The 18,205-nt window shown below is 51.6% G+C and carries 16 protein-coding genes; 11 read left to right on the top strand and 5 right to left on the bottom strand.

What is annotated here, in order from left to right; all coding sequences use genetic code 11:
• Window positions 1-49 precede the first annotated feature (49 nt).
• The 3 genes from metF to metB all read right to left on the bottom strand — a co-directional run bounded on the left by metF (window position 50) and on the right by metB (window position 4,764).
• Window positions 50-940 (bottom strand): methylenetetrahydrofolate reductase, encoded by an 891-nt coding sequence (gene metF, locus LVQ76_RS19115; protein WP_232866020.1) that lies wholly within the window; start codon window positions 938-940, stop codon window positions 50-52.
• A 228-nt stretch (window positions 941-1,168) separates the two neighbouring features.
• On the bottom strand, window positions 1,169-3,601 hold the full coding sequence (locus LVQ76_RS19120) for a bifunctional aspartate kinase/homoserine dehydrogenase II (RefSeq protein WP_232922277.1): 2,433 nt from the start codon (window positions 3,599-3,601) through the stop codon (window positions 1,169-1,171).
• 2 nt (window positions 3,602-3,603) lie between these two features.
• On the bottom strand, window positions 3,604-4,764 hold the full coding sequence (metB, locus tag LVQ76_RS19125; RefSeq protein ID WP_134187637.1) for a cystathionine gamma-synthase: 1,161 nt from the start codon (window positions 4,762-4,764) through the stop codon (window positions 3,604-3,606).
• 263 nt (window positions 4,765-5,027) lie between these two features.
• On the opposite strand from metB, the gene metJ reads away from it, so the two are divergent.
• A complete protein-coding gene (metJ, locus tag LVQ76_RS19130) occupies window positions 5,028-5,345 on the top strand; it encodes a met regulon transcriptional regulator MetJ (RefSeq protein WP_034461414.1) in 318 nt (105 codons plus the stop codon).
• Window positions 5,346-5,536: 191 nt separating this feature from the next.
• Here metJ and rpmE read toward each other — a convergent pair whose 3' ends face one another.
• Window positions 5,537-5,752 (bottom strand): 50S ribosomal protein L31, encoded by a 216-nt coding sequence (gene rpmE / locus LVQ76_RS19135; protein ID WP_124022232.1) that lies wholly within the window; start codon window positions 5,750-5,752, stop codon window positions 5,537-5,539.
• A 208-nt stretch (window positions 5,753-5,960) separates the two neighbouring features.
• On the opposite strand from rpmE, the gene priA reads away from it, so the two are divergent.
• The 7 genes from priA to rraA all read left to right on the top strand — a co-directional run bounded on the left by priA (window position 5,961) and on the right by rraA (window position 13,978).
• A complete protein-coding gene (priA, locus tag LVQ76_RS19140; RefSeq protein WP_232922278.1) occupies window positions 5,961-8,156 on the top strand; it encodes a primosomal protein N' in 2,196 nt (731 codons plus the stop codon).
• 165 nt (window positions 8,157-8,321) lie between these two features.
• Window positions 8,322-9,356, top strand: a complete 1,035-nt coding sequence (cytR, locus tag LVQ76_RS19145) for a DNA-binding transcriptional regulator CytR (RefSeq protein WP_151995363.1) — start codon at window positions 8,322-8,324, stop codon at window positions 9,354-9,356.
• A gap of 89 nt (window positions 9,357-9,445) precedes the next feature.
• Complete coding sequence (ftsN, locus tag LVQ76_RS19150) at window positions 9,446-10,429, top strand: cell division protein FtsN (protein ID WP_232922279.1); 984 nt, start codon at window positions 9,446-9,448, stop codon at window positions 10,427-10,429.
• 90 nt (window positions 10,430-10,519) lie between these two features.
• Window positions 10,520-11,050 (top strand): ATP-dependent protease subunit HslV, encoded by a 531-nt coding sequence (hslV, locus tag LVQ76_RS19155; protein ID WP_232866016.1) that lies wholly within the window; start codon window positions 10,520-10,522, stop codon window positions 11,048-11,050.
• Between the two features lie 9 nt (window positions 11,051-11,059).
• Window positions 11,060-12,394: an ATP-dependent protease ATPase subunit HslU gene (gene hslU, locus LVQ76_RS19160; protein ID WP_151995365.1), complete on the top strand. Its 1,335-nt coding sequence runs from the start codon at window positions 11,060-11,062 to the stop codon at window positions 12,392-12,394.
• Between the two features lie 76 nt (window positions 12,395-12,470).
• Window positions 12,471-13,400, top strand: coding sequence for a 1,4-dihydroxy-2-naphthoate polyprenyltransferase (gene menA, locus LVQ76_RS19165; RefSeq protein WP_151995366.1), 930 nt, complete (start codon window positions 12,471-12,473; stop codon window positions 13,398-13,400).
• A gap of 92 nt (window positions 13,401-13,492) precedes the next feature.
• On the top strand, window positions 13,493-13,978 hold the full coding sequence (gene rraA, locus LVQ76_RS19170; protein ID WP_034461422.1) for a ribonuclease E activity regulator RraA: 486 nt from the start codon (window positions 13,493-13,495) through the stop codon (window positions 13,976-13,978).
• 45 nt (window positions 13,979-14,023) lie between these two features.
• On the opposite strand, the gene zapB is transcribed toward rraA, so the two are convergent.
• The gene (zapB, locus tag LVQ76_RS19175; protein WP_034461423.1) at window positions 14,024-14,263 is read right to left on the bottom strand and encodes a septal ring assembly protein ZapB; all 240 of its coding nucleotides are present in this window, start codon (window positions 14,261-14,263) and stop codon (window positions 14,024-14,026) included.
• 444 nt (window positions 14,264-14,707) lie between these two features.
• Here zapB and LVQ76_RS19180 point away from each other — a divergent pair, with 444 nt between their 5' ends.
• From LVQ76_RS19180 to glpX, 3 genes are all read left to right on the top strand, one after another.
• Window positions 14,708-15,562 (top strand): MIP/aquaporin family protein, encoded by an 855-nt coding sequence (locus tag LVQ76_RS19180; protein ID WP_232922280.1) that lies wholly within the window; start codon window positions 14,708-14,710, stop codon window positions 15,560-15,562.
• A gap of 21 nt (window positions 15,563-15,583) precedes the next feature.
• Window positions 15,584-17,098, top strand: coding sequence for a glycerol kinase GlpK (gene glpK, locus LVQ76_RS19185; protein WP_232922281.1), 1,515 nt, complete (start codon window positions 15,584-15,586; stop codon window positions 17,096-17,098).
• A 95-nt stretch (window positions 17,099-17,193) separates the two neighbouring features.
• Complete coding sequence (gene glpX, locus LVQ76_RS19190; protein WP_064515066.1) at window positions 17,194-18,204, top strand: class II fructose-bisphosphatase; 1,011 nt, start codon at window positions 17,194-17,196, stop codon at window positions 18,202-18,204.
• The last annotated feature ends 1 nt before the right edge of the window (window position 18,205 follow it).

Consider the following 18,205-nt stretch of genomic DNA (forward strand, 5'->3'; position numbering starts at 1 on the left):
GAGTGGAACCAGGAAGGGATGTAACGGCCCTTGCGGGCCATTGATTGCATTAAACTAACGGGCGAACACCCAGCGTGTGGCAAATTGCGTAGCTCATTTCAGCACGATTAAGCGTATAGAAATGGAAGTCTTTCACGCCTTCGCGGCTGAGGATTTTCACCATATCCATCGCAATATTGGCACCGACCATTTTGCGAGTTTCTGCGTCGTTATCCAGCCCTTCAAACATTTGTGCCATCCAGTGCGGAACACGCACGTTGGTCATGGTCGCGAACTTATGCGCCTGTTTGTAGTTACTCACTGGCAAAATGCCTGGCACGATTTCGACATCGATACCCGCAGCGGCGCAACGGTCACGGAAGCGCAGGTAACTTTCCACATCGAAGAAGAACTGTGTGATTGCGCGGTTTGCACCAGCATCAATCTTGCGCTTCAGGTTAATCAAATCAGCCTGTGCACTTTTCGCTTCCGGGTGAACTTCCGGGTAAGCAGCAACGGAAATATCAAAGTCACCGACATCTTTAAGCAGTGTGACCAGATCAGAAGCATACATATCTGGCTTGCCACCACCTGGAGGTAAGTCACCGCGCAGAGCGACGATATGACGGATACCGCTATTCCAGTAATCCTGCGCAATAGTACGTAACTCATCGGGAGTGGCATCAATACAAGTCAGATGCGGCGCAGCTTCCAGACCTGTACGGTCTTTAATACCTTTGATGATGCTATGGGTACGGTCACGCTCACCGGAGTTTGCGCCGTAAGTTACGGAGACAAATTTAGGTTTCAGGCTACTCAGTCGATCAATTGAGCTCCACAGGGTCTGTTCCATTTCACTGGTGCGCGGCGGGAAAAACTCAAAGGAAACGTTAATTTGCCCGGCGACTTCGGCCAGACTCTGATTTAGTGCTTCCCGCTGGTTGGCGTGAAAAAAGCTCATACCCTTACCTCATTAATCGCATTTTATTATGTGATGTTGTGTTTTGTTGCTATCCAGACGTTTAGACGTCCAGATAGCAAGATGAATGAAAAGCATGATTCCGTCAACTGAAAATTCAACACAAGAAATGAGGAATTCTCACCCAAATTGAATTTTCCTCATATTCGATTAAAAAGAATAAAAAAAGGCCAGCAATCGCTGGCCTCGGTATTTTTGTGTTTCAGCGAGTTATAGCAATTGCGCCAGGCGATTGAGATCCGACTGAATAGCGCCAGCTGTTACGTCACGACCAGCACCTGGCCCACGGATAACCAGCGGATTATCGCGATACCAACGGCTTTCGATAGCAAACACGTTATCGCATGGCAGCAACGATGCCAGAGGATGCTCAAGGCGCACCGCTTCCACACCAACACGCGCTTTACCGTTTGCATCGAAACGTGCCACGTAACGCAGAACCAGACCCATTTCCTGAGCCGCTTCAAAACGCTGAAGCATTTGGTCATTCAACTCATCACCATTTTCAAAGAAATGATCAATTGAGCCCGTTTCACTACCGTTAGTAACCAGCGACTCAACACGAACCTGGTCCGGCTCGATGTCGTAACCCGCTTCGCGAGCAAGGATCACCAGTTTGCGCATCACGTCTTTCCCGGAGAGATCGACGCGTGGATCGGGTTCCGTTAGCCCTTGCTGCCAGGCCTGGTCCACCAGCTCGGTAAATGGCACGGTGCCATCGAATTGCAGGAACAGCCATGAAAGCGTACCGGAGAAAATACCGCTGATAGCCAGAATGGAGTCGCCGCTCTCGCGTAGATCACGAACGGTATGGTTTACCGGCAAGCCAGCGCCCACGGTGGCGTTATACAGCCAGTGGCGACCTGTTTTGGTAAAAGCATTACGAATTTCACGGTACTTCTGGCCATTACTGGCGCCCGCAAGTTTATTGGCGCTGATAACGTGGAAACCGTGGCTGGCAAAATCGAGGTATTGATCGGCCAGTTGTTCACTCGCAGTCACATCCAGAACCACCAAATCATCATAAGGATGCGCGCGCATCCATTGGAATAGTGATTCTTGATCCTGCTCTATCGCTTCATCGTTGAAGAAAGCGAGAGCACGGCTGGCATCCAGACCTTCATAATTCAACAAGCTGCGGCTGCTATCTACAACGCCTGAAAGCACGAATTCAAAACCGGTTCGTGCAGAGATAGTTTCTTGCTCGCGGGCAAACAGCTCCAGCCAGCGTGAACCAATGTTCCCTTTGCCGAACAGAACCAGACCAATACGTTTTTCAGCACGGAACAGTGACTTATGCAGACCCTTAATGAGGTTTTCTGTTGGGCCAACACGTAGTACCGCAACCAGGCTGATACCATCTTCGGACTGCCAGATAAACTCAACAGGCTGATCTTTCAGTTGCTGCCAGAAACGATGGCTGTGTAGTGGGTTTCGGCAAACGCCCGCACCAACCATTGCCACCAGCGCTAAGCCTTCACGCAGACGTAATTCGCCCGGAAGAGCGGCTTCCTGAAGAGTTTGTAGTGCGCTGCCAGCAACTTCTGAGGTGTAGCAAAGCTGAAGCAGGTTACGGTCAGGATGAACGCCAATCGACAACGGGCGGATCTGGGCGCGGTTTAACAGGGTATCCAGCTCTTTGTGAGCCAGCTTGAAATCTTGCTGTGGAGCAACCTGAAGTTCGATCAGGCAAACATCATCGTGGCTGGTAACGATTCGTGCACCAGTACCAGAAGCCAACACACGTTCGATACGAGTTGACCCTTGTTCTGGTGAATAGCTACAACGCAGTTGCAGATCGATATCGCTACCGGAAACAGGCTGCAAAGTACGAGCGTGCAGCACTGGGGCGGCAAGACGGGCCAGTTCGCTGGCTTCATCCAGACGCAGCAGCGGCAGCAAGCAAGCATCTTTCACTTTACGTGGGTCAGCGCTGTAAACCCCGGCAACGTCACTCCAGATCGTCACGCGGGAAACCCCAGCCAGTGCACCAATTTGTGTTGCGGAATAGTCAGAACCGTTGCGGCCCAGCAGAACCGTTTCGCCCGCGTCGTTACGGCAGATAAAACCGGTAACAACGAGGCGTTTGTTCGGGTGCTGCGCCATCAGCTCTTGCAGCAGCGGCCAGGATAAACCTTCATTAACTTGTGGCTGGGCTGCACGTTCTGCACGCATAAATTCGCGTGCATCCAACCATGCAGCCGGGTGACCTAACTGATTCAGCACCGCAGACATCAGGCGCGCAGACCAAATTTCACCATGGCCTACAACTTCGGAATATACTGCGTCGGTCATTTTGCCATCCAGCAAACCCGCCAGACGCTCAAGATCGTGAATAAATTGACCGATTAAAGCATCAGCAACATCAGGCGTAACCAGGCCACTAATCAGCTCGCTCTGATAACGGCGCAGTGCTTGCTGAACCTGATGGGCAGAAAGGCGATCGCTTTGGCTTAATTTTAACCAGTTAATCAACTGGTTAGTTGTGCTACCCGCAGCGGAAACAACCATCATGTCGCCAGGTTTTGAATACTCGGCCATGATCCCCGCAACGCGCAGATAGCACTTCACATCTGCCAGACTACTGCCACCAAATTTATGCAGCTGACGACCCGACGCCCCTGCTGGTGCTGAAACACTCATGCTTACCCCTCGGCTGCAACCCGGAACGCATTTTCCAGGTCAGCAATTAAATCTTCGCTATCTTCAATGCCAGTCGAAATACGCAACAAGGTTTCAGAGATCCCCGCTGCAGCACGCGCTTCTGGCGCCATGCCCGCGTGGGTCATCGTCGCCGCGTGTGAAATCAAACTTTCTACTCCACCCAGAGATTCCGCCAGTGTGAAGAGAGTCAGGCTACTCAGGAAACGACGCAGCGTTTGCTCGTCGCCATTAAATTCAAAACTTAGCATCGCGCCAAAACCTTTTTGCTGACGAGCAGCAATTTCATGGCCCTGGTTTTCAGGCAGCGAAGGATGATACAGCTTTTTCACCAGCGGCTGAGTTTGCAGGAAATCAACAATCGCCTGTGCATTACGTTGCGCCACTTCCATACGTGGTGAAAGCGTGCGCAAACCGCGTAATAGCAAATAACTATCAAAAGCACCGCCAGTCACGCCAATGTTATTTGCCCACCAGGCAAGCTCAGTGACAGTTTCGGCATCTTTCGCAATCACGACACCCGCAACAACATCTGAGTGACCATTCAGGTATTTGGTACATGAGTGCAGAACTAAATCCGCACCCAATGCCAGCGGGTTTTGCAAAGCCGGGCTCAAGAAGGTGTTATCCACCACACTTATTGCCCCTACTTCACGCGCGGCGGCGCAGATTTTCGCAATATCTACCACTCGTAACAAGGGATTACTTGGGCTTTCGACCAGCACGAGTTTTGGTTTTTCGTTAAGTGCCGCAGTTAAAGCCGCTTCATCTCCTTGATCGACAAACAAAACGCGATATGCGCCGCGCTTTGCCAGGCTATCAAACAAACGGTAGCTACCGCCGTAACAGTCATGCGGAGCCACTAACAGGTCTCCAGGCTTAAGGTAAACGGTGGTTACCAGATGGATTGCCGACATACCGGTATTCGTCAGCACTGCGCCCGCTCCGCCTTCCAGCTCTGCCAGTGCGCGCTGGACAACATCACGCGTAGGATTGCCACGACGCGAATAGTCATGCGCGCGCGGTTCGTTAAACCCGGTGAAATTATAAGTACTGGAGAGATGGATTGGCGGTACAACGCAGCCGTATTGCTCGTCATCGTTCAAACCGCTACGTACTGCGATAGTTGCCTGTTTGCGCGTCATGGCTCTCGAATCCTTGCTGGTCGAATAAAGGTCAGGTACCAGAGTAAACACTGCCGAGTTAGACGTCAATACATCTGGACATCTAAACTTCTTTGCGTATAGATTGAGCAAACACGCAATAGCCGTTAAAATTATACGCTTTAGGGTGATAGCGTCGCAGACCGCGAATCAATAAACGCTTACACTACGACCAGATAATCGCTTCTGCCGCGCATATTACCGGTGGAAGCCTAAATACATTGATTAAGAGGATTAAGTATCTCATGGCTGAATGGAGCGGCGAATATATCAGCCCTTACGCTGAGCACGGGAAGAAGAGTGAGCAAGTAAAAAAAATTACGGTGTCCATTCCTCTGAAGGTGTTAAAAATCCTCACCGATGAGCGTACCCGTCGCCAGGTGAATAACCTGCGTCACGCAACAAACAGTGAGCTCCTGTGTGAAGCATTCCTGCATGCGTTTACCGGCCAGCCACTGCCAAATGATGCAGATCTGCGCAAAGAGCGTAGTGATGAAATTCCTGAAGCGGCGAAAGTGATTATGCGCGAGCTGGGGATCGATCCAGAGACGTGGGAATACTAATTACAGGAATTATCCTTATTCCCTATAGCATTCGAGTCGTAGGTAGGCGGCAAGGGAGCAAATCCCCGGGAGCTTACTGAAGTTAGTGACTGGGGTGAGTGAGTGCAGCCAACACCCCTACGGCTTGAATGATGACGGGAATAACAAAAAAGGCGCCGTTAGGCGCCTTTCTCTTACTACCGTGCAGCGAATTACTTCTTCGCGCCTGGAACGCTGAAACGCTTGTTGAAGCGGTCAACGCGGCCACCGGTAGCAACATCACGCTGCTTGCCAGTGTAGAACGGGTGGCATTCGCCACAAACGTCCAGGTTCAGATCATGACCCACGGTAGAGCGAATCTTGATAGAATTACCGCAAGAGCAGTTTGCAGTAACTTCTGCGTAGTTCGGGTGAATATTCTTTTTCATGGAAAACCTCAGTATAAGGCCGCGTCGCTCTTCCAGCCCTAACGCCAGACACCACGCGAAGTTGATAGATTAGGTTTTTTGATACCAAAAACTGCGCATCAAAGGCGGCGAATCATACAGAACCCCGCCAGCGTATGCAAACTGATCCGCATTTTCTGGAACACACAGTGTACACTATCTCGTCATTTTTATCAGTTCGGAAATATTAATGCCTGTCGCCCACGTTGCTTTACCGGTTCCCCTTGCCCGTACTTTTGACTATCTCATTCCCGCTGGAATGCAGGTGGCATTAGGCTGTCGCGTCACGGTGCCGTTTGGTAAACGCCAGGCTGTCGGGATCGTTGTCTCGGTTAGCGAGCACAGCGAATTGCCGCTAAAAGATCTAAAACCGGTGGCAGACGTTCTGGATGGCGCTTCGTTGTTTCCAGATTCGCTATGGCGCGTTCTGCTGTGGGCGGCCGAGTATTATCATCATCCCATCGGCGATGTGCTTTTCCATGCGCTGCCTGGTTTGCTGCGCGAAGGAAAACCCGCGCACCACGCGCCGTTGTGGTACTGGTTTGCCACCGAAGAAGGCAAAGCGGTTGATCTCAACAGCCTGAAACGCGCCCCTAAACAACAACAAGCGCTGGCAGCGGTACGGCAAAATATCATCTGGCGTCACCAGGTGAACGAAATGGAAATCAGCGAGCCTGGGTTACAAGCGCTGCGGGCCAAAGGTTTATGTGACCTGAAAAGTGCCGCCCCTGCGACGACGGACTGGCGCGATAGCTATTCCGTTGAAGGCGAGCGTTTACGCCTGAACACCGAGCAGGCCACCGCCATTGGGGCCATTCATAGTTCTGTCGACAATTTCGCCGTCTGGCTGCTGGCGGGAATTACCGGCTCGGGTAAAACGGAAGTTTATCTTAGCGTGTTGGAAAACGTGCTGGCACAAGGCAAACAAGCGCTGGTTCTGGTACCTGAAATTGGCCTGACGCCGCAAACCATCGCCCGTTTCCGTGAGCGTTTTAACGCTCCGGTCGAAGTGCTGCACTCCGGACTTAATGACAGTGAACGTCTTGCTGTGTGGTTAAAAGCCCGCAGCGGCGAAGCCGCGATTGTGATTGGCACCCGCTCGTCTCTGTTCACACCGTTTTGCCGACTTGGCGTCATTGTTATAGATGAAGAGCACGACAGCTCTTACAAGCAGCATGAAGGCTGGCGTTATCACGCTCGTGATTTAGCCGTGTACCGCGCACATGCGGAAGATATTCCCATCATCCTCGGCTCAGCAACCCCCGCCCTTGAAACATTGCACAATGTTCAACTGGGGAAATATCGCCAGCTACGCCTGACAAAACGCGCCGGTAATGCGCGCCCGGCAACACAGCAAGTGGTGGACTTAAAAGGCCAGCCACTGAAATCCGGCCTGGCGCCTGCGCTTATCAAAAAAATTGGCCAGCATCTTAAAGCTGACAACCAGGTGATCCTGTTTCTTAACCGCCGCGGGTTTGCTCCCGCTCTGCTGTGCCATGAATGCGGCTGGATAGCGGAGTGCCCGCGCTGCGACCACTACTACACCTATCATCAGGGCCAGCGTCATTTACGTTGCCACCATTGCGACAGCCAAAGAGCGATTCCCCAGCAATGTCCGCATTGTGGTTCCACCAACCTGGTTCCGGTTGGTATGGGAACAGAGCAGCTTGAGCACAGCCTTGAGCCTGAATTTCCGGGTGTGCCGATTTCGCGTATTGACCGCGACACCACCAGCCGTAAAGGCGCGCTTGAGCAGCAACTGGCGGAAGTCCATCGCGGCGGTGCTCGGATTCTGATTGGTACGCAGATGCTCGCAAAAGGGCATCACTTCCCGGATGTGACTCTGGTGGCTTTGCTGGATGTTGATGGCGCACTATTTTCTGCCGATTTCCGTGCAGCGGAGCGTTTTGCACAGCTTTATGTCCAGGTGTCTGGCCGCGCAGGGCGCGCCGGTAAACAAGGCGAAGTTATGCTGCAAACTCACCATCCTGACCATCCTTTATTACAAACGCTGCTCACCAAAGGTTATGACGACTTCGCAAGCCAGGCACTGAAAGAGCGCCAGACGGTGTTCTTACCACCGTTTACCAGCCACATCATGTTCCGTGCAGAAGACCAAAATAACCATCAGGCGCCGCTCTTCTTGCAGCAGTTACGAAACCTGCTTGAGTCCAGCCCGTTACGAGATGAGCAACTCTGGGTTATGGGCCCGGTGCCATGTTTACAACCCAAACGCGGTGGGCGTTTCCGTTGGCAAATTCTGCTGCAACACCCTTCGCGCGCACGCCTGCAACGACTGGTCAGTCATTCGTTGAAGCTGGTCAATACTTTACCGGAATCACGCAAAGTGAAGTGGACGCTGGATGTTGATCCAATTGACGGCTAGCACAAAGTCCTGTGGTTATGCGAAGCGGATCGAAAATTTCAACAACCATCACACTTTTAATGAAATAACTGTAACCAACGAACATCAATTTCTGCTAAGAATGTGGACATGGTCAGACACCACGGACGTTGTCAGCACCTGTACAGTGCACGCGAGGAGAAGAAGTTGAAGCCGAAGAATCAGGTTGCCAATGCAACCATGAAAGATGTTGCCGTTCAAGCGAAAGTCTCAACTGCAACGGTGTCCAGGGCATTAATGAACCCGGACAAAGTATCGCAAAGTACTCGTAATCGTGTGGAACAAGCGGCAATAGCCGTAGGTTATTTACCCCACTCCCTGGGGCGAAATTTAAAGCGTAATGAATCACGCACCATTTTGGTTATTGTCCCGGATATCTGCGACCCCTTCTTTAGCGAAATCATCCGCGGTATCGAAGTGACGGCTGCGGACCAGGGCTACCTAGTGCTGATTGGCGATTGCGCCCACCAAAATCAGCAGGAAAAAACCTTCATTAATCTGATTATCACCAAGCAGATTGATGGCATGTTGTTGCTAGGCTCACGCCTTCCCTTTGATGCCAGTATTGAAGAACAACGCAATTTGCCGCCGATGGTAATGGCAAACGAATTTGCTCCTGAGCTGGAATTGCCTACGGTTCATATCGATAACCTGACTGCAGCGTTTAACGCCGTTTATTATTTACAGCAGCTCGGCCATCAAAAAATTGCCTGTATTGCTGGCCCGGAAGAGATGCCGCTTTGTCACTATCGCTTGCAGGGGTATGTCCAGGCATTACGTCGTACGGGGGCAGTAATCGATCCGCACTACATTGCGCGTGGTAACTTCACTTATGAAGCCGGTGCCGCTGCATTGTCGCAGCTGATGGCACTACCCAATCCGCCGACTGCGGTGTTCTGCCATAGCGATGTGATGGCGCTGGGCGCACTGTCTCAGGCCAAGCGAAATGGCTTACGAGTGCCGGAAGACTTATCGATTATGGGCTTTGATGACATCGCACTTTCACAGTTCTGTGACCCACCGCTCACCACCGTAGCGCAACCCCGTTTTGATATCGGGAGGGAAGCTATGCTGTTGTTATTGGATCAACTTAACGGGCACACCGTGAGTAGTGGTTCGCGTTTGCTGGACTGTGAACTCATTGAACGAGGCTCCACCAGCGCACCTGGCAGTAGAAAATGACCCGCTTTAGGACACTGGATTCTGGTCAAAGGGATATCCATTAAGTAACATGGCGGGCTGATAAACGAATAAAATATAGCGAATCAATAGTGGCACAACGAGATTATGTACGCCGCGGGCAATCGGCAGGTACGCGGCGTAAGAAAAGTAACACCCGCAGCAAGCAACGCAGCCTACCATCTGTCTCGCCGACAATGGTCGCAATTGCGGCCGCCGTTCTGGTGACCTTTATTGGTGCTCTCTACTTCATTACTCATCATAAAAAAGATGAAAGCGAAACCCTGCCTGGCCACAAAGTCACAGGAAATGGTCTGCCACCTAAACCGGAAGAGCGCTGGCGTTATATCAAAGAACTGGAAAATCGCCAGACGGGTGTGCGTGCCCCAACCGAACCTTCTGCCGGTGGTGAAGTGCAGAATAAAGATCAGCTCACCAGCGAACAGCGCCAGTTACTGGAACAGATGCAGGCCGATATGCGCCAGCAACCTACTCAGTTGAACGAAGTACCGTGGAATGAGCAGACGCCGGAACAGCGTCAGAACACCTTACAGCGCCAAAAAATTATTCAGCAGCAAACGCAACAGCAGCAGTTCACCGCTCAACAAGTTGCCCCACAACCGCGTGCCGTTCAGCAGCAGTCGCAGCCTGTAACACAGCCACGTACCGTGCAGCAGCAACCGCGTACAACGACATCAAACGCGCAGCCTTATCAGGATTTGTTGCAAACGCCGCCGCATAATACTCAGCAGCGTGCAGCACAGCCTGAGACGCAGCCGAAAGCAGCGCCGATTACCCGTGAAGAAGTAGTCAAACAGGCTCCGGCACCTCAGGATAAGCCAAAGGATGAGAAACGCTGGATGGTACAGTGTGGCTCCTTCAAGGGTGCCGAACAGGCAGAAACTGTCCGTGCACAGCTTGCTTTCGAAGGTTTTGATTCACGCATCACGACCAACAATGGCTGGAACCGAGTCGTCATTGGCCCAATCAAGGGCAAAGAGAAAGCTGACGGTACGATTAGTCAGTTGAAGATGGCAGGCCACTCTAACTGTATTCGTCTTGGCGCTGGGGGTTGAAACCCCCAAAATCCCCCCCATCTATAATTGCATTCGACCCCGATATAATATCGGGGTACTTATTCAGTTTATGCAATAAGGGGTCTGCTCGTGACAACAATAGTAAGTGTGCGCCGTAACGGCCATGTCGTAATCGGTGGTGATGGTCAGGCCACGCTCGGCAACACCGTAATGAAAGGCAACGTCAAAAAAGTACGTCGTTTGTATAACGATAAAGTGATTGCTGGTTTTGCTGGCGGTACTGCGGATGCCTTTACCCTTTTCGAACTGTTTGAGCGCAAGCTAGAAATGCACCAGGGCCACCTGGTGAAAGCTGCGGTTGAACTGGCAAAAGACTGGCGTACCGATCGTATGCTGCGCAAACTCGAAGCGCTGCTTGCCGTCGCCGATGAAAATTCATCTCTTATCATCACCGGTAATGGTGACGTTATTCAGCCAGAAGATGACCTGATTGCAATTGGTTCCGGTGGCCCGTATGCCCAGGCAGCGGCACGTGCCCTTCTTGAAAATACCGAACTGGGTGCTCGTGACATCGTAGAGAAATCGCTGGGGATTGCCGGTGATATCTGCATCTACACCAACCATTTCCACACTATTGAAGAATTAGCGTCTAAGGCGTAAGGAATCCCCATGTCTGAAATGACTCCACGCGAAATTGTCAGCGAACTGAACAAACACATCATTGGCCAGGACAATGCCAAGCGTTCCGTGGCGATTGCGCTGCGTAACCGCTGGCGCCGTATGCAGCTTGATGAAGAGCTGCGTCATGAAGTTACGCCAAAAAACATTCTGATGATCGGCCCAACTGGCGTGGGTAAAACCGAAATCGCCCGTCGTCTGGCAAAACTTGCCAACGCACCGTTCATCAAAGTCGAAGCCACCAAATTCACCGAAGTGGGTTATGTTGGTAAAGAAGTTGATTCTATCATCCGCGATTTGACCGATTCTGCGATGAAAATGGTTCGCCTGCAATCCATCGAGAAAAACCGCTACCGTGCCGAAGAAATGGCCGAAGAGCGCATTCTTGATGTGCTGATCCCTCCTGCTAAGAACAACTGGGGTCAAAACGAAACGGCACCTGAGCCATCTACAGCGCGTCAGTCTTTCCGTAAAAAATTGCGTGAAGGCCAGTTAGACGATAAAGAAATTGAAATCGATCTGGCTGCGGCACCGATGGGCGTTGAGATCATGGCTCCTCCTGGCATGGAAGAAATGACCAGCCAGTTGCAGTCTATGTTCCAGAACCTGGGCGGCCAGAAGCAAAAACCACGCAAGCTGAAAATCAAAGAGGCGATGAAACTTCTGATTGAAGAAGAAGCCGCCAAGCTTGTGAACCCGGAAGAGTTGAAGCAAGACGCCATTGATGCCGTCGAGCAACACGGCATCGTGTTTATCGATGAGATCGACAAAATCTGTAAGCGTGGTGGCAACAGTTCCGGCCCGGACGTTTCCCGTGAAGGCGTTCAGCGTGACTTACTGCCGCTGGTTGAAGGCTGCACCGTTTCGACTAAACACGGTATGGTCAAAACTGACCACATCCTGTTTATCGCATCTGGCGCATTCCAGGTCGCAAGTCCGTCAGACCTGATCCCAGAATTGCAGGGTCGTCTGCCAATTCGTGTGGAACTTCAGGCACTGACTGTTGAAGATTTCGAGCGCATTCTGACTGAGCCAAACGCGTCTATCACCGTGCAGTACAAAGCGCTGCTAGGCACCGAAGGCGTGAATATCGACTTTACCGAAGACGGTATTCGCCGCATTGCTCAGGCCGCATGGCAAGTGAACGAGTCCACCGAAAACATCGGGGCGCGTCGTCTGCACACTGTGTTAGAACGCCTGGTTGAAGATATCTCTTACGATGCCAGCGAAATGAACGGCCAATCCATCCTGATTGACGGCGAATATGTCAGCAAACATCTGGATGAGTTGGTAGCAGATGAAGACTTGAGCCGTTTTATCCTATAATCCCGCTCAACGTATTTTCTTCATTTGAAATGGAGGGCTTATGCCCTCCATTTTTTTATATCTAACAGAGAGAACTATGAGCGAATCGCACTCTGTAAGCACGACTCAAGCCTGGCTTGAAAGCTTGCGCCCACGCACATTACCACTGGCATTTGCCTCTATCGTCTGTGGATCCGCGCTGGCTTTCTGGCAAGGCGTGTTCAACCCCGCTATTGCATTGCTGGCACTGCTGACTGCCGGGTTACTGCAAATCCTCTCAAACCTGGCGAATGACTACGGTGATGCGGTAAAAGGCAGCGACAAAGAAGACAGAATCGGGCCATTGCGCGGAATGCAAAAAGGCGTGATTACCCAGGCGCAGATGAAAAAGGCGCTGATTATCACAGTGGTATTAATCTGCGTTTCTGGCCTGGCGCTGGTCGCGGTTGCTTGCCGTACGCTGGCAGATTTTCTCGGTTTCCTGGTGCTCGGTTTGCTGGCTATCATCGCGGCTATTACTTACACCGTCGGAACTCGTCCGTATGGTTACATGGGGCTTGGGGACATTTCAGTACTGGTCTTCTTTGGTTGGTTAAGTGTGGCTGGTACCTGGTATCTGCAGGCTCACGCTCTAGCACCGTTAGTGTTTTTACCCGCGACAGCTTGCGGATTACTGGCAACAGCTGTGCTGAACATCAATAACTTGCGCGATATCGACAGCGACCGTGAGAACGGTAAAAACACGCTGGCTGTGCGCCTGGGCCCAGTGCTTGCCCGTCGCTATCATGCTTGCCTGTTAATGGGGGCGCTGGCGTGCCTGGCGGTATTTAACCTGGTGTGGCTGCAAAGCCTCTGGGGATGGCTGTTTGTGCTTGCAGCACCACTACTGATTAAGCAGGCTCGTTTCGTACTGCGTGAGATGGAACCGGTCGCCATGCGCCCAATGCTCGAACGAACTGTTAAAGCTGCATTGCTGACTAACTTGTTGTTTGCGGTAGGAGTTGTGCTCAGTACGGTGTCGTTTTAGCTGACAAATATCAATTAACAATTGATGATTTTGCCAACAGTTGGGATTAAGCGATATACTGACAACTCATGCAGCAACAGAACCTTAATCCTATGAAATATGATACTTCCGAGCTTTGCGACATCTATCAGGAAGATGTCAACGTCGTTGAACCGCTGTTTTCCAACTTCGGTGGGCGGTCGTCCTTTGGCGGGCAAATCATCACGGTGAAATGTTTCGAGGACAACGGATTGTTGTATGATCTGCTCGAACAAAATGGCCGTGGCCGAGTGCTGGTAATCGATGGTGGCGGCTCTGTTCGCCGTGCTTTGATTGATGCAGAACTTGCCCGTCTGGCGACTCAAAATGAGTGGGAAGGCATCGTCGTATACGGTGCTGTACGCCAGGTCGATGACCTGGAAGAACTGGATATTGGTATTCAGGCAATTGCCGCCATTCCGGTAGGTTCAGCAGGAGTTGGCATTGGCGAAAGTGATGTGCGCGTTAACTTTGGTGGCGTGACCTTCTTCTCCGGTGACCATCTGTATGCGGACAATACCGGCATTATCCTTTCCGAAGATCCCCTCGATATCGAATAACAAAACGGGCGCCCTGGGGCGCCCGTTCTTTTTCTAGCTTAAGTCTTACACTTCTTCCATCTTACCCAGCAGCGCATGCAGACGATCCTGCCAAACGTGCTGCTGTTCTTTCAGAGAATTGTTTTCGCGCACTAGTTCTTCATGGTTGCTCTGAGACTGCTGAACTTGCTGAGACAAATTATTGTTGGTCTCTTTCAGCTCTTCAATTTCCATTTGCAGCAGGGTAATGGTATCAATCGCCTGCTGTACTTTTGCTTCCAGTTTCTCAAACACTTCAAATGACATTTCTGAACCTCTTCTGAATTGCAAGGCGTTGATGGATTTCTAAATCCCCGTCCCGGATGTTCCCCGATGACACCTTATGAATATATGCGCTCCACGCAGCGTGTCTCGATTGTAAGTAGCGTGAGTAGCCGTGTCCAGCGAGTTCAAGCGCTCTTTGCATAACATAACGTTTTTCAGCATATGCCGAATGACCATGAGCGCTAAAATCACTATTTGTTAACCCATTGATTACTTCCATGAGCGTTTGCGTTGTCTTTTCTGGGTGATAATGCGCACACTTCAGCGCGAAATCGCTCATTTTTATGACGAACAACACAAATTTAAAGTTCGATATTTCTCGCTTATGTTCGTTAACGATAAATTAACACTATGCCTACATGGCACCTGCGCGGCAGGGAAGCCCGAACAAACAATAATCATTAATTTTGCCTTCAGGACCCTACTATGAGTCAGACAGCTCCATCAACCTTGAAAGGTCAGTGCATCGCCGAGTTCATGGGTACCGCGTTGTTGATTTTCTTTGGTGTCGGATGTGTCGCCGCCTTAAAAGTCGCGGGCGCAAGCTTCGGGCAGTGGGAAATCAGTATCATCTGGGGTTTGGGAGTAGCGATGGCTATCTACCTGACTGCAGGAGTTTCCGGTGCACATCTTAACCCGGCGGTGACTATCGCACTTTGCCTGTTCGCCTGCTTCGATAAACGTAAAGTGGTGCCGTTTATTCTTTCGCAAGTTGCAGGTGCGTTCTGTGCCGCAGCTTTGGTCTATGGCCTGTATTACAATTTATTCCTGGATTACGAGCAGACGCACCACATGGTACGCGGCAGCGTGGAAAGCCTGGATTTGGCAGGTATCTTCTCAACCTACCCTAACCCACACATCAATCTGGTGCAGGCGTTTGCCGTAGAGATGGTGATCACAGCCATTCTGATGGGCGTTATTCTGGCGCTGACTGACGATGGCAATGGCATCCCGCGTGGCCCATTAGCACCATTGCTGATTGGCTTACTGATTGCGGTAATCGGTGCTTCAATGGGGCCGTTGACCGGATTTGCGATGAATCCAGCACGTGACTTTGGCCCGAAACTTTTCGCCTGGTTAGCAGGCTGGGGCGACGTTGCCTTTACCGGTGGCCGCGATATTCCTTACTTCCTGGTGCCTGTATTTGGCCCGATAGTCGGTGCAGCCCTTGGCGCGTTTGGCTACCGTAAGTTGATTGGCCACCATTTACCTTGTGATGTTTGTGTTGTTGAAGAGGATAAAAAATCCGAGGCTTCCACACAGCAAAATGCTTCTTTGTAAGACTGACTTCAGGACAAGATTATGACTCACGAAAAAAAATATATCGTCGCACTTGACCAGGGTACAACCAGCTCCCGCGCCGTCGTCCTGGATCATGATGCCAACGTTGTTAGCGTTTCACAGCGCGAATTTCAGCAAATCTACCCAAAAGCGGGATGGGTAGAGCACGACCCAATGGAGATTTGGGCAACACAAAGTTCCACGCTTGTCGAAGTGCTGGCGAAAGCCGACATCAACTCAGACCAAATTGCCGCGATTGGTATCACCAACCAGCGTGAAACCGCGATTGTCTGGGAAAAAGAGACCGGCAAACCAATTTATAACGCCATCGTCTGGCAGTGTCGTCGTACCGCTGAAATCTGCGAACAGCTGAAACGCGACGGCCTGGAAGAGTACATCAAATCCAACACAGGCCTGGTTGTTGACCCGTACTTCTCCGGCACCAAAGTAAAGTGGATTCTTGACCATGTTGAAGGTTCACGTGAGCGTGCTCGCCGTGGTGAACTGCTGTTCGGTACTGTCGATACCTGGCTTATCTGGAAAATGACTCAAGGGCGCGTGCACGTCACTGACTACACCAATGCCTCGCGCACCATGCTGTTTAACATCCACAGCCTGGACTGGGATGACCGCATGCTGGAAGCGCTGGATATTCCACGTGCGATGCTGCCAGAAGTGCGTAAATCCTCCGAAGTTTACGGCCAGACTAACATCGGTGGTAAAGGCGGTACGCGTATTCCTATCGCTGGGATCGCCGGTGACCAGCAGGCGGCACTCTTCGGCCAGCTGTGTGTAAAAGAAGGGATGGCGAAAAACACCTACGGCACCGGCTGCTTTATGCTGATGAACACCGGCACACAAGCAGTGAAATCCACTCACGGATTGCTGACGACGATTGCCTGTGGCCCACGCGGTGAAGTGAATTATGCGCTGGAAGGCGCGGTATTCATGGGCGGCGCGTCAATTCAGTGGCTGCGTGATGAGATGAAACTCATCAGCGATGCAACTGACTCCGAGTATTTCGCGACGAAAGTAAAAGACACCAACGGCGTGTACGTCGTTCCAGCCTTTACTGGCCTGGGCGCACCTTACTGGGATCCGTATGCTCGCGGCGCCATCTTCGGCCTGACGCGTGGTGTAAATGCCAACCACATTATCCGTGCAACGCTTGAATCCATCGCTTACCAGACTCGTGATGTGCTGGAAGCCATGCAGGCCGACGCCGATATTCGCCTGCACGCCCTGCGCGTCGACGGCGGCGCGGTGGCGAACAACTTCCTGATGCAGTTCCAGGCAGACATTTTGGGTACGCGCGTAGAGCGCCCGGAAGTGCGTGAAGTCACAGCGTTAGGTGCTGCTTATCTTGCAGGCCTGGCCGTTGGTTTCTGGCAGAATCTGGATGAAGTAAGCGAGAAAGCAGTTATCGAGAAAGAGTTCCGTCCGGGTATCGAAACAACCGAACGTAACGTCCGTTACGCTGGCTGGAAAAAAGCCGTTAAGCGTGCGCTTGCGTGGGAAGACCACGACGAAAGTTAATTGCCTCACCCTTCCCCTCTCCATGCCGAGAGGGGATCCCCCCTCCCCGCCTGTGCTAAACTCGGTCGCAATTCTGCTTCTTAAATGAGTGTGTGATGAGACGAGAACTTGCGATTGAATTTTCCCGCGTAACCGAAGCTGCGGCACTGGCTGGTTATAAATGGTTGGGCCGTGGCGATAAAAATACAGCGGATGGCGCAGCCGTTCACGCCATGCGTATCATGCTTAATCAGGTCAATATTGACGGCCAGATTGTGATTGGTGAAGGGGAAATCGACGAAGCACCGATGCTCTACATTGGCGAAAAAGTCGGGACCGGACAGGGCGACGCTGTAGATATCGCCGTTGACCCGATTGAAGGCACTCGCATGACGGCAATGGGCCAGGCCAACGCGCTGGCCGTTTTAGCAGTTGGCGATAAAGGCAGTTTCCTGAACGCACCTGACATGTACATGGAAAAACTGATTGTTGGCCCTGGTGCTAAAGGCATTATCGACCTCAATCTGCCGTTGGCTGAAAACCTCTATAACATTGCTGTTGCACTCAACAAACCACTGAGTGAACTCACTGTGACCATTCTCGCCAAACCGCGCCACGACGCCACCATTGCTGAACTGCAAAAACTTGGCGTGCGTGTTTTCGCCATCCCTGATGGTGATGTTGCGGCATCCATTCTGACCTGCATGCCAGATAGCGAAGTCGATGTGATGTACGGTATCGGCGGCGCACCTGAGGGCGTGATTTCCGCAGCAGTTATTCGCGCGTTGGATGGCGACATGCAAGGCCGCCTGTTGGCCCGTCACCACGTCAAAGGCGATAGCGAAGAAAACCGTGTAATGGGTGAGAAAGAGCTTGAGCGCTGCAAAGCGATGGGCATTGAAGCGGGTGTGGTATTGAAACTCGACGATATGGCGCGTAACGACAACGTGATTTTCTCCGCGACCGGTATCACCAAAGGTGATTTGCTGGACGGCATTACCCGTAAAGGGAATATGGCGACCACTGAAACACTGCTGATTCGTGGTAAATCGCGCACCATTCGCCGCATCAAATCTATTCACTATCTCGACCGCAAAGATCCAGACGTACAAACACATATTCTGTAAG

The organism is Buttiauxella cochleicola (assembly GCF_021283185.1).
GTDB classification, from domain to species: domain Bacteria; phylum Pseudomonadota; class Gammaproteobacteria; order Enterobacterales; family Enterobacteriaceae; genus Buttiauxella; species Buttiauxella massiliensis.

What these genes read in the sequence shown, in the direction of transcription:
- metF (WP_232866020.1), bottom strand. Translation starts at nt 940, where the DNA reads ATGAGCTTTTTTCACGCCAACCAGCGGGAAGCACTAAATCAGAGTCTG.
- metB (WP_134187637.1), bottom strand. Translation starts at nt 4,764, where the DNA reads ATGACGCGCAAACAGGCAACTATCGCAGTACGTAGCGGTTTGAACGAT.
- metJ (WP_034461414.1), top strand. Translation starts at nt 5,028, where the DNA reads ATGGCTGAATGGAGCGGCGAATATATCAGCCCTTACGCTGAGCACGGG.
- priA (WP_232922278.1), top strand. Translation starts at nt 5,961, where the DNA reads ATGCCTGTCGCCCACGTTGCTTTACCGGTTCCCCTTGCCCGTACTTTT.
- LVQ76_RS19180 (WP_232922280.1), top strand. Translation starts at nt 14,708, where the DNA reads ATGAGTCAGACAGCTCCATCAACCTTGAAAGGTCAGTGCATCGCCGAG.
- zapB (WP_034461423.1), bottom strand. Translation starts at nt 14,263, where the DNA reads ATGTCATTTGAAGTGTTTGAGAAACTGGAAGCAAAAGTACAGCAGGCG.
- hslU (WP_151995365.1), top strand. Translation starts at nt 11,060, where the DNA reads ATGTCTGAAATGACTCCACGCGAAATTGTCAGCGAACTGAACAAACAC.
- LVQ76_RS19120 (WP_232922277.1), bottom strand. Translation starts at nt 3,601, where the DNA reads ATGAGTGTTTCAGCACCAGCAGGGGCGTCGGGTCGTCAGCTGCATAAA.
- rpmE (WP_124022232.1), bottom strand. Translation starts at nt 5,752, where the DNA reads ATGAAAAAGAATATTCACCCGAACTACGCAGAAGTTACTGCAAACTGC.
- glpX (WP_064515066.1), top strand. Translation starts at nt 17,194, where the DNA reads ATGAGACGAGAACTTGCGATTGAATTTTCCCGCGTAACCGAAGCTGCG.
- glpK (WP_232922281.1), top strand. Translation starts at nt 15,584, where the DNA reads ATGACTCACGAAAAAAAATATATCGTCGCACTTGACCAGGGTACAACC.
- menA (WP_151995366.1), top strand. Translation starts at nt 12,471, where the DNA reads ATGAGCGAATCGCACTCTGTAAGCACGACTCAAGCCTGGCTTGAAAGC.
- rraA (WP_034461422.1), top strand. Translation starts at nt 13,493, where the DNA reads ATGAAATATGATACTTCCGAGCTTTGCGACATCTATCAGGAAGATGTC.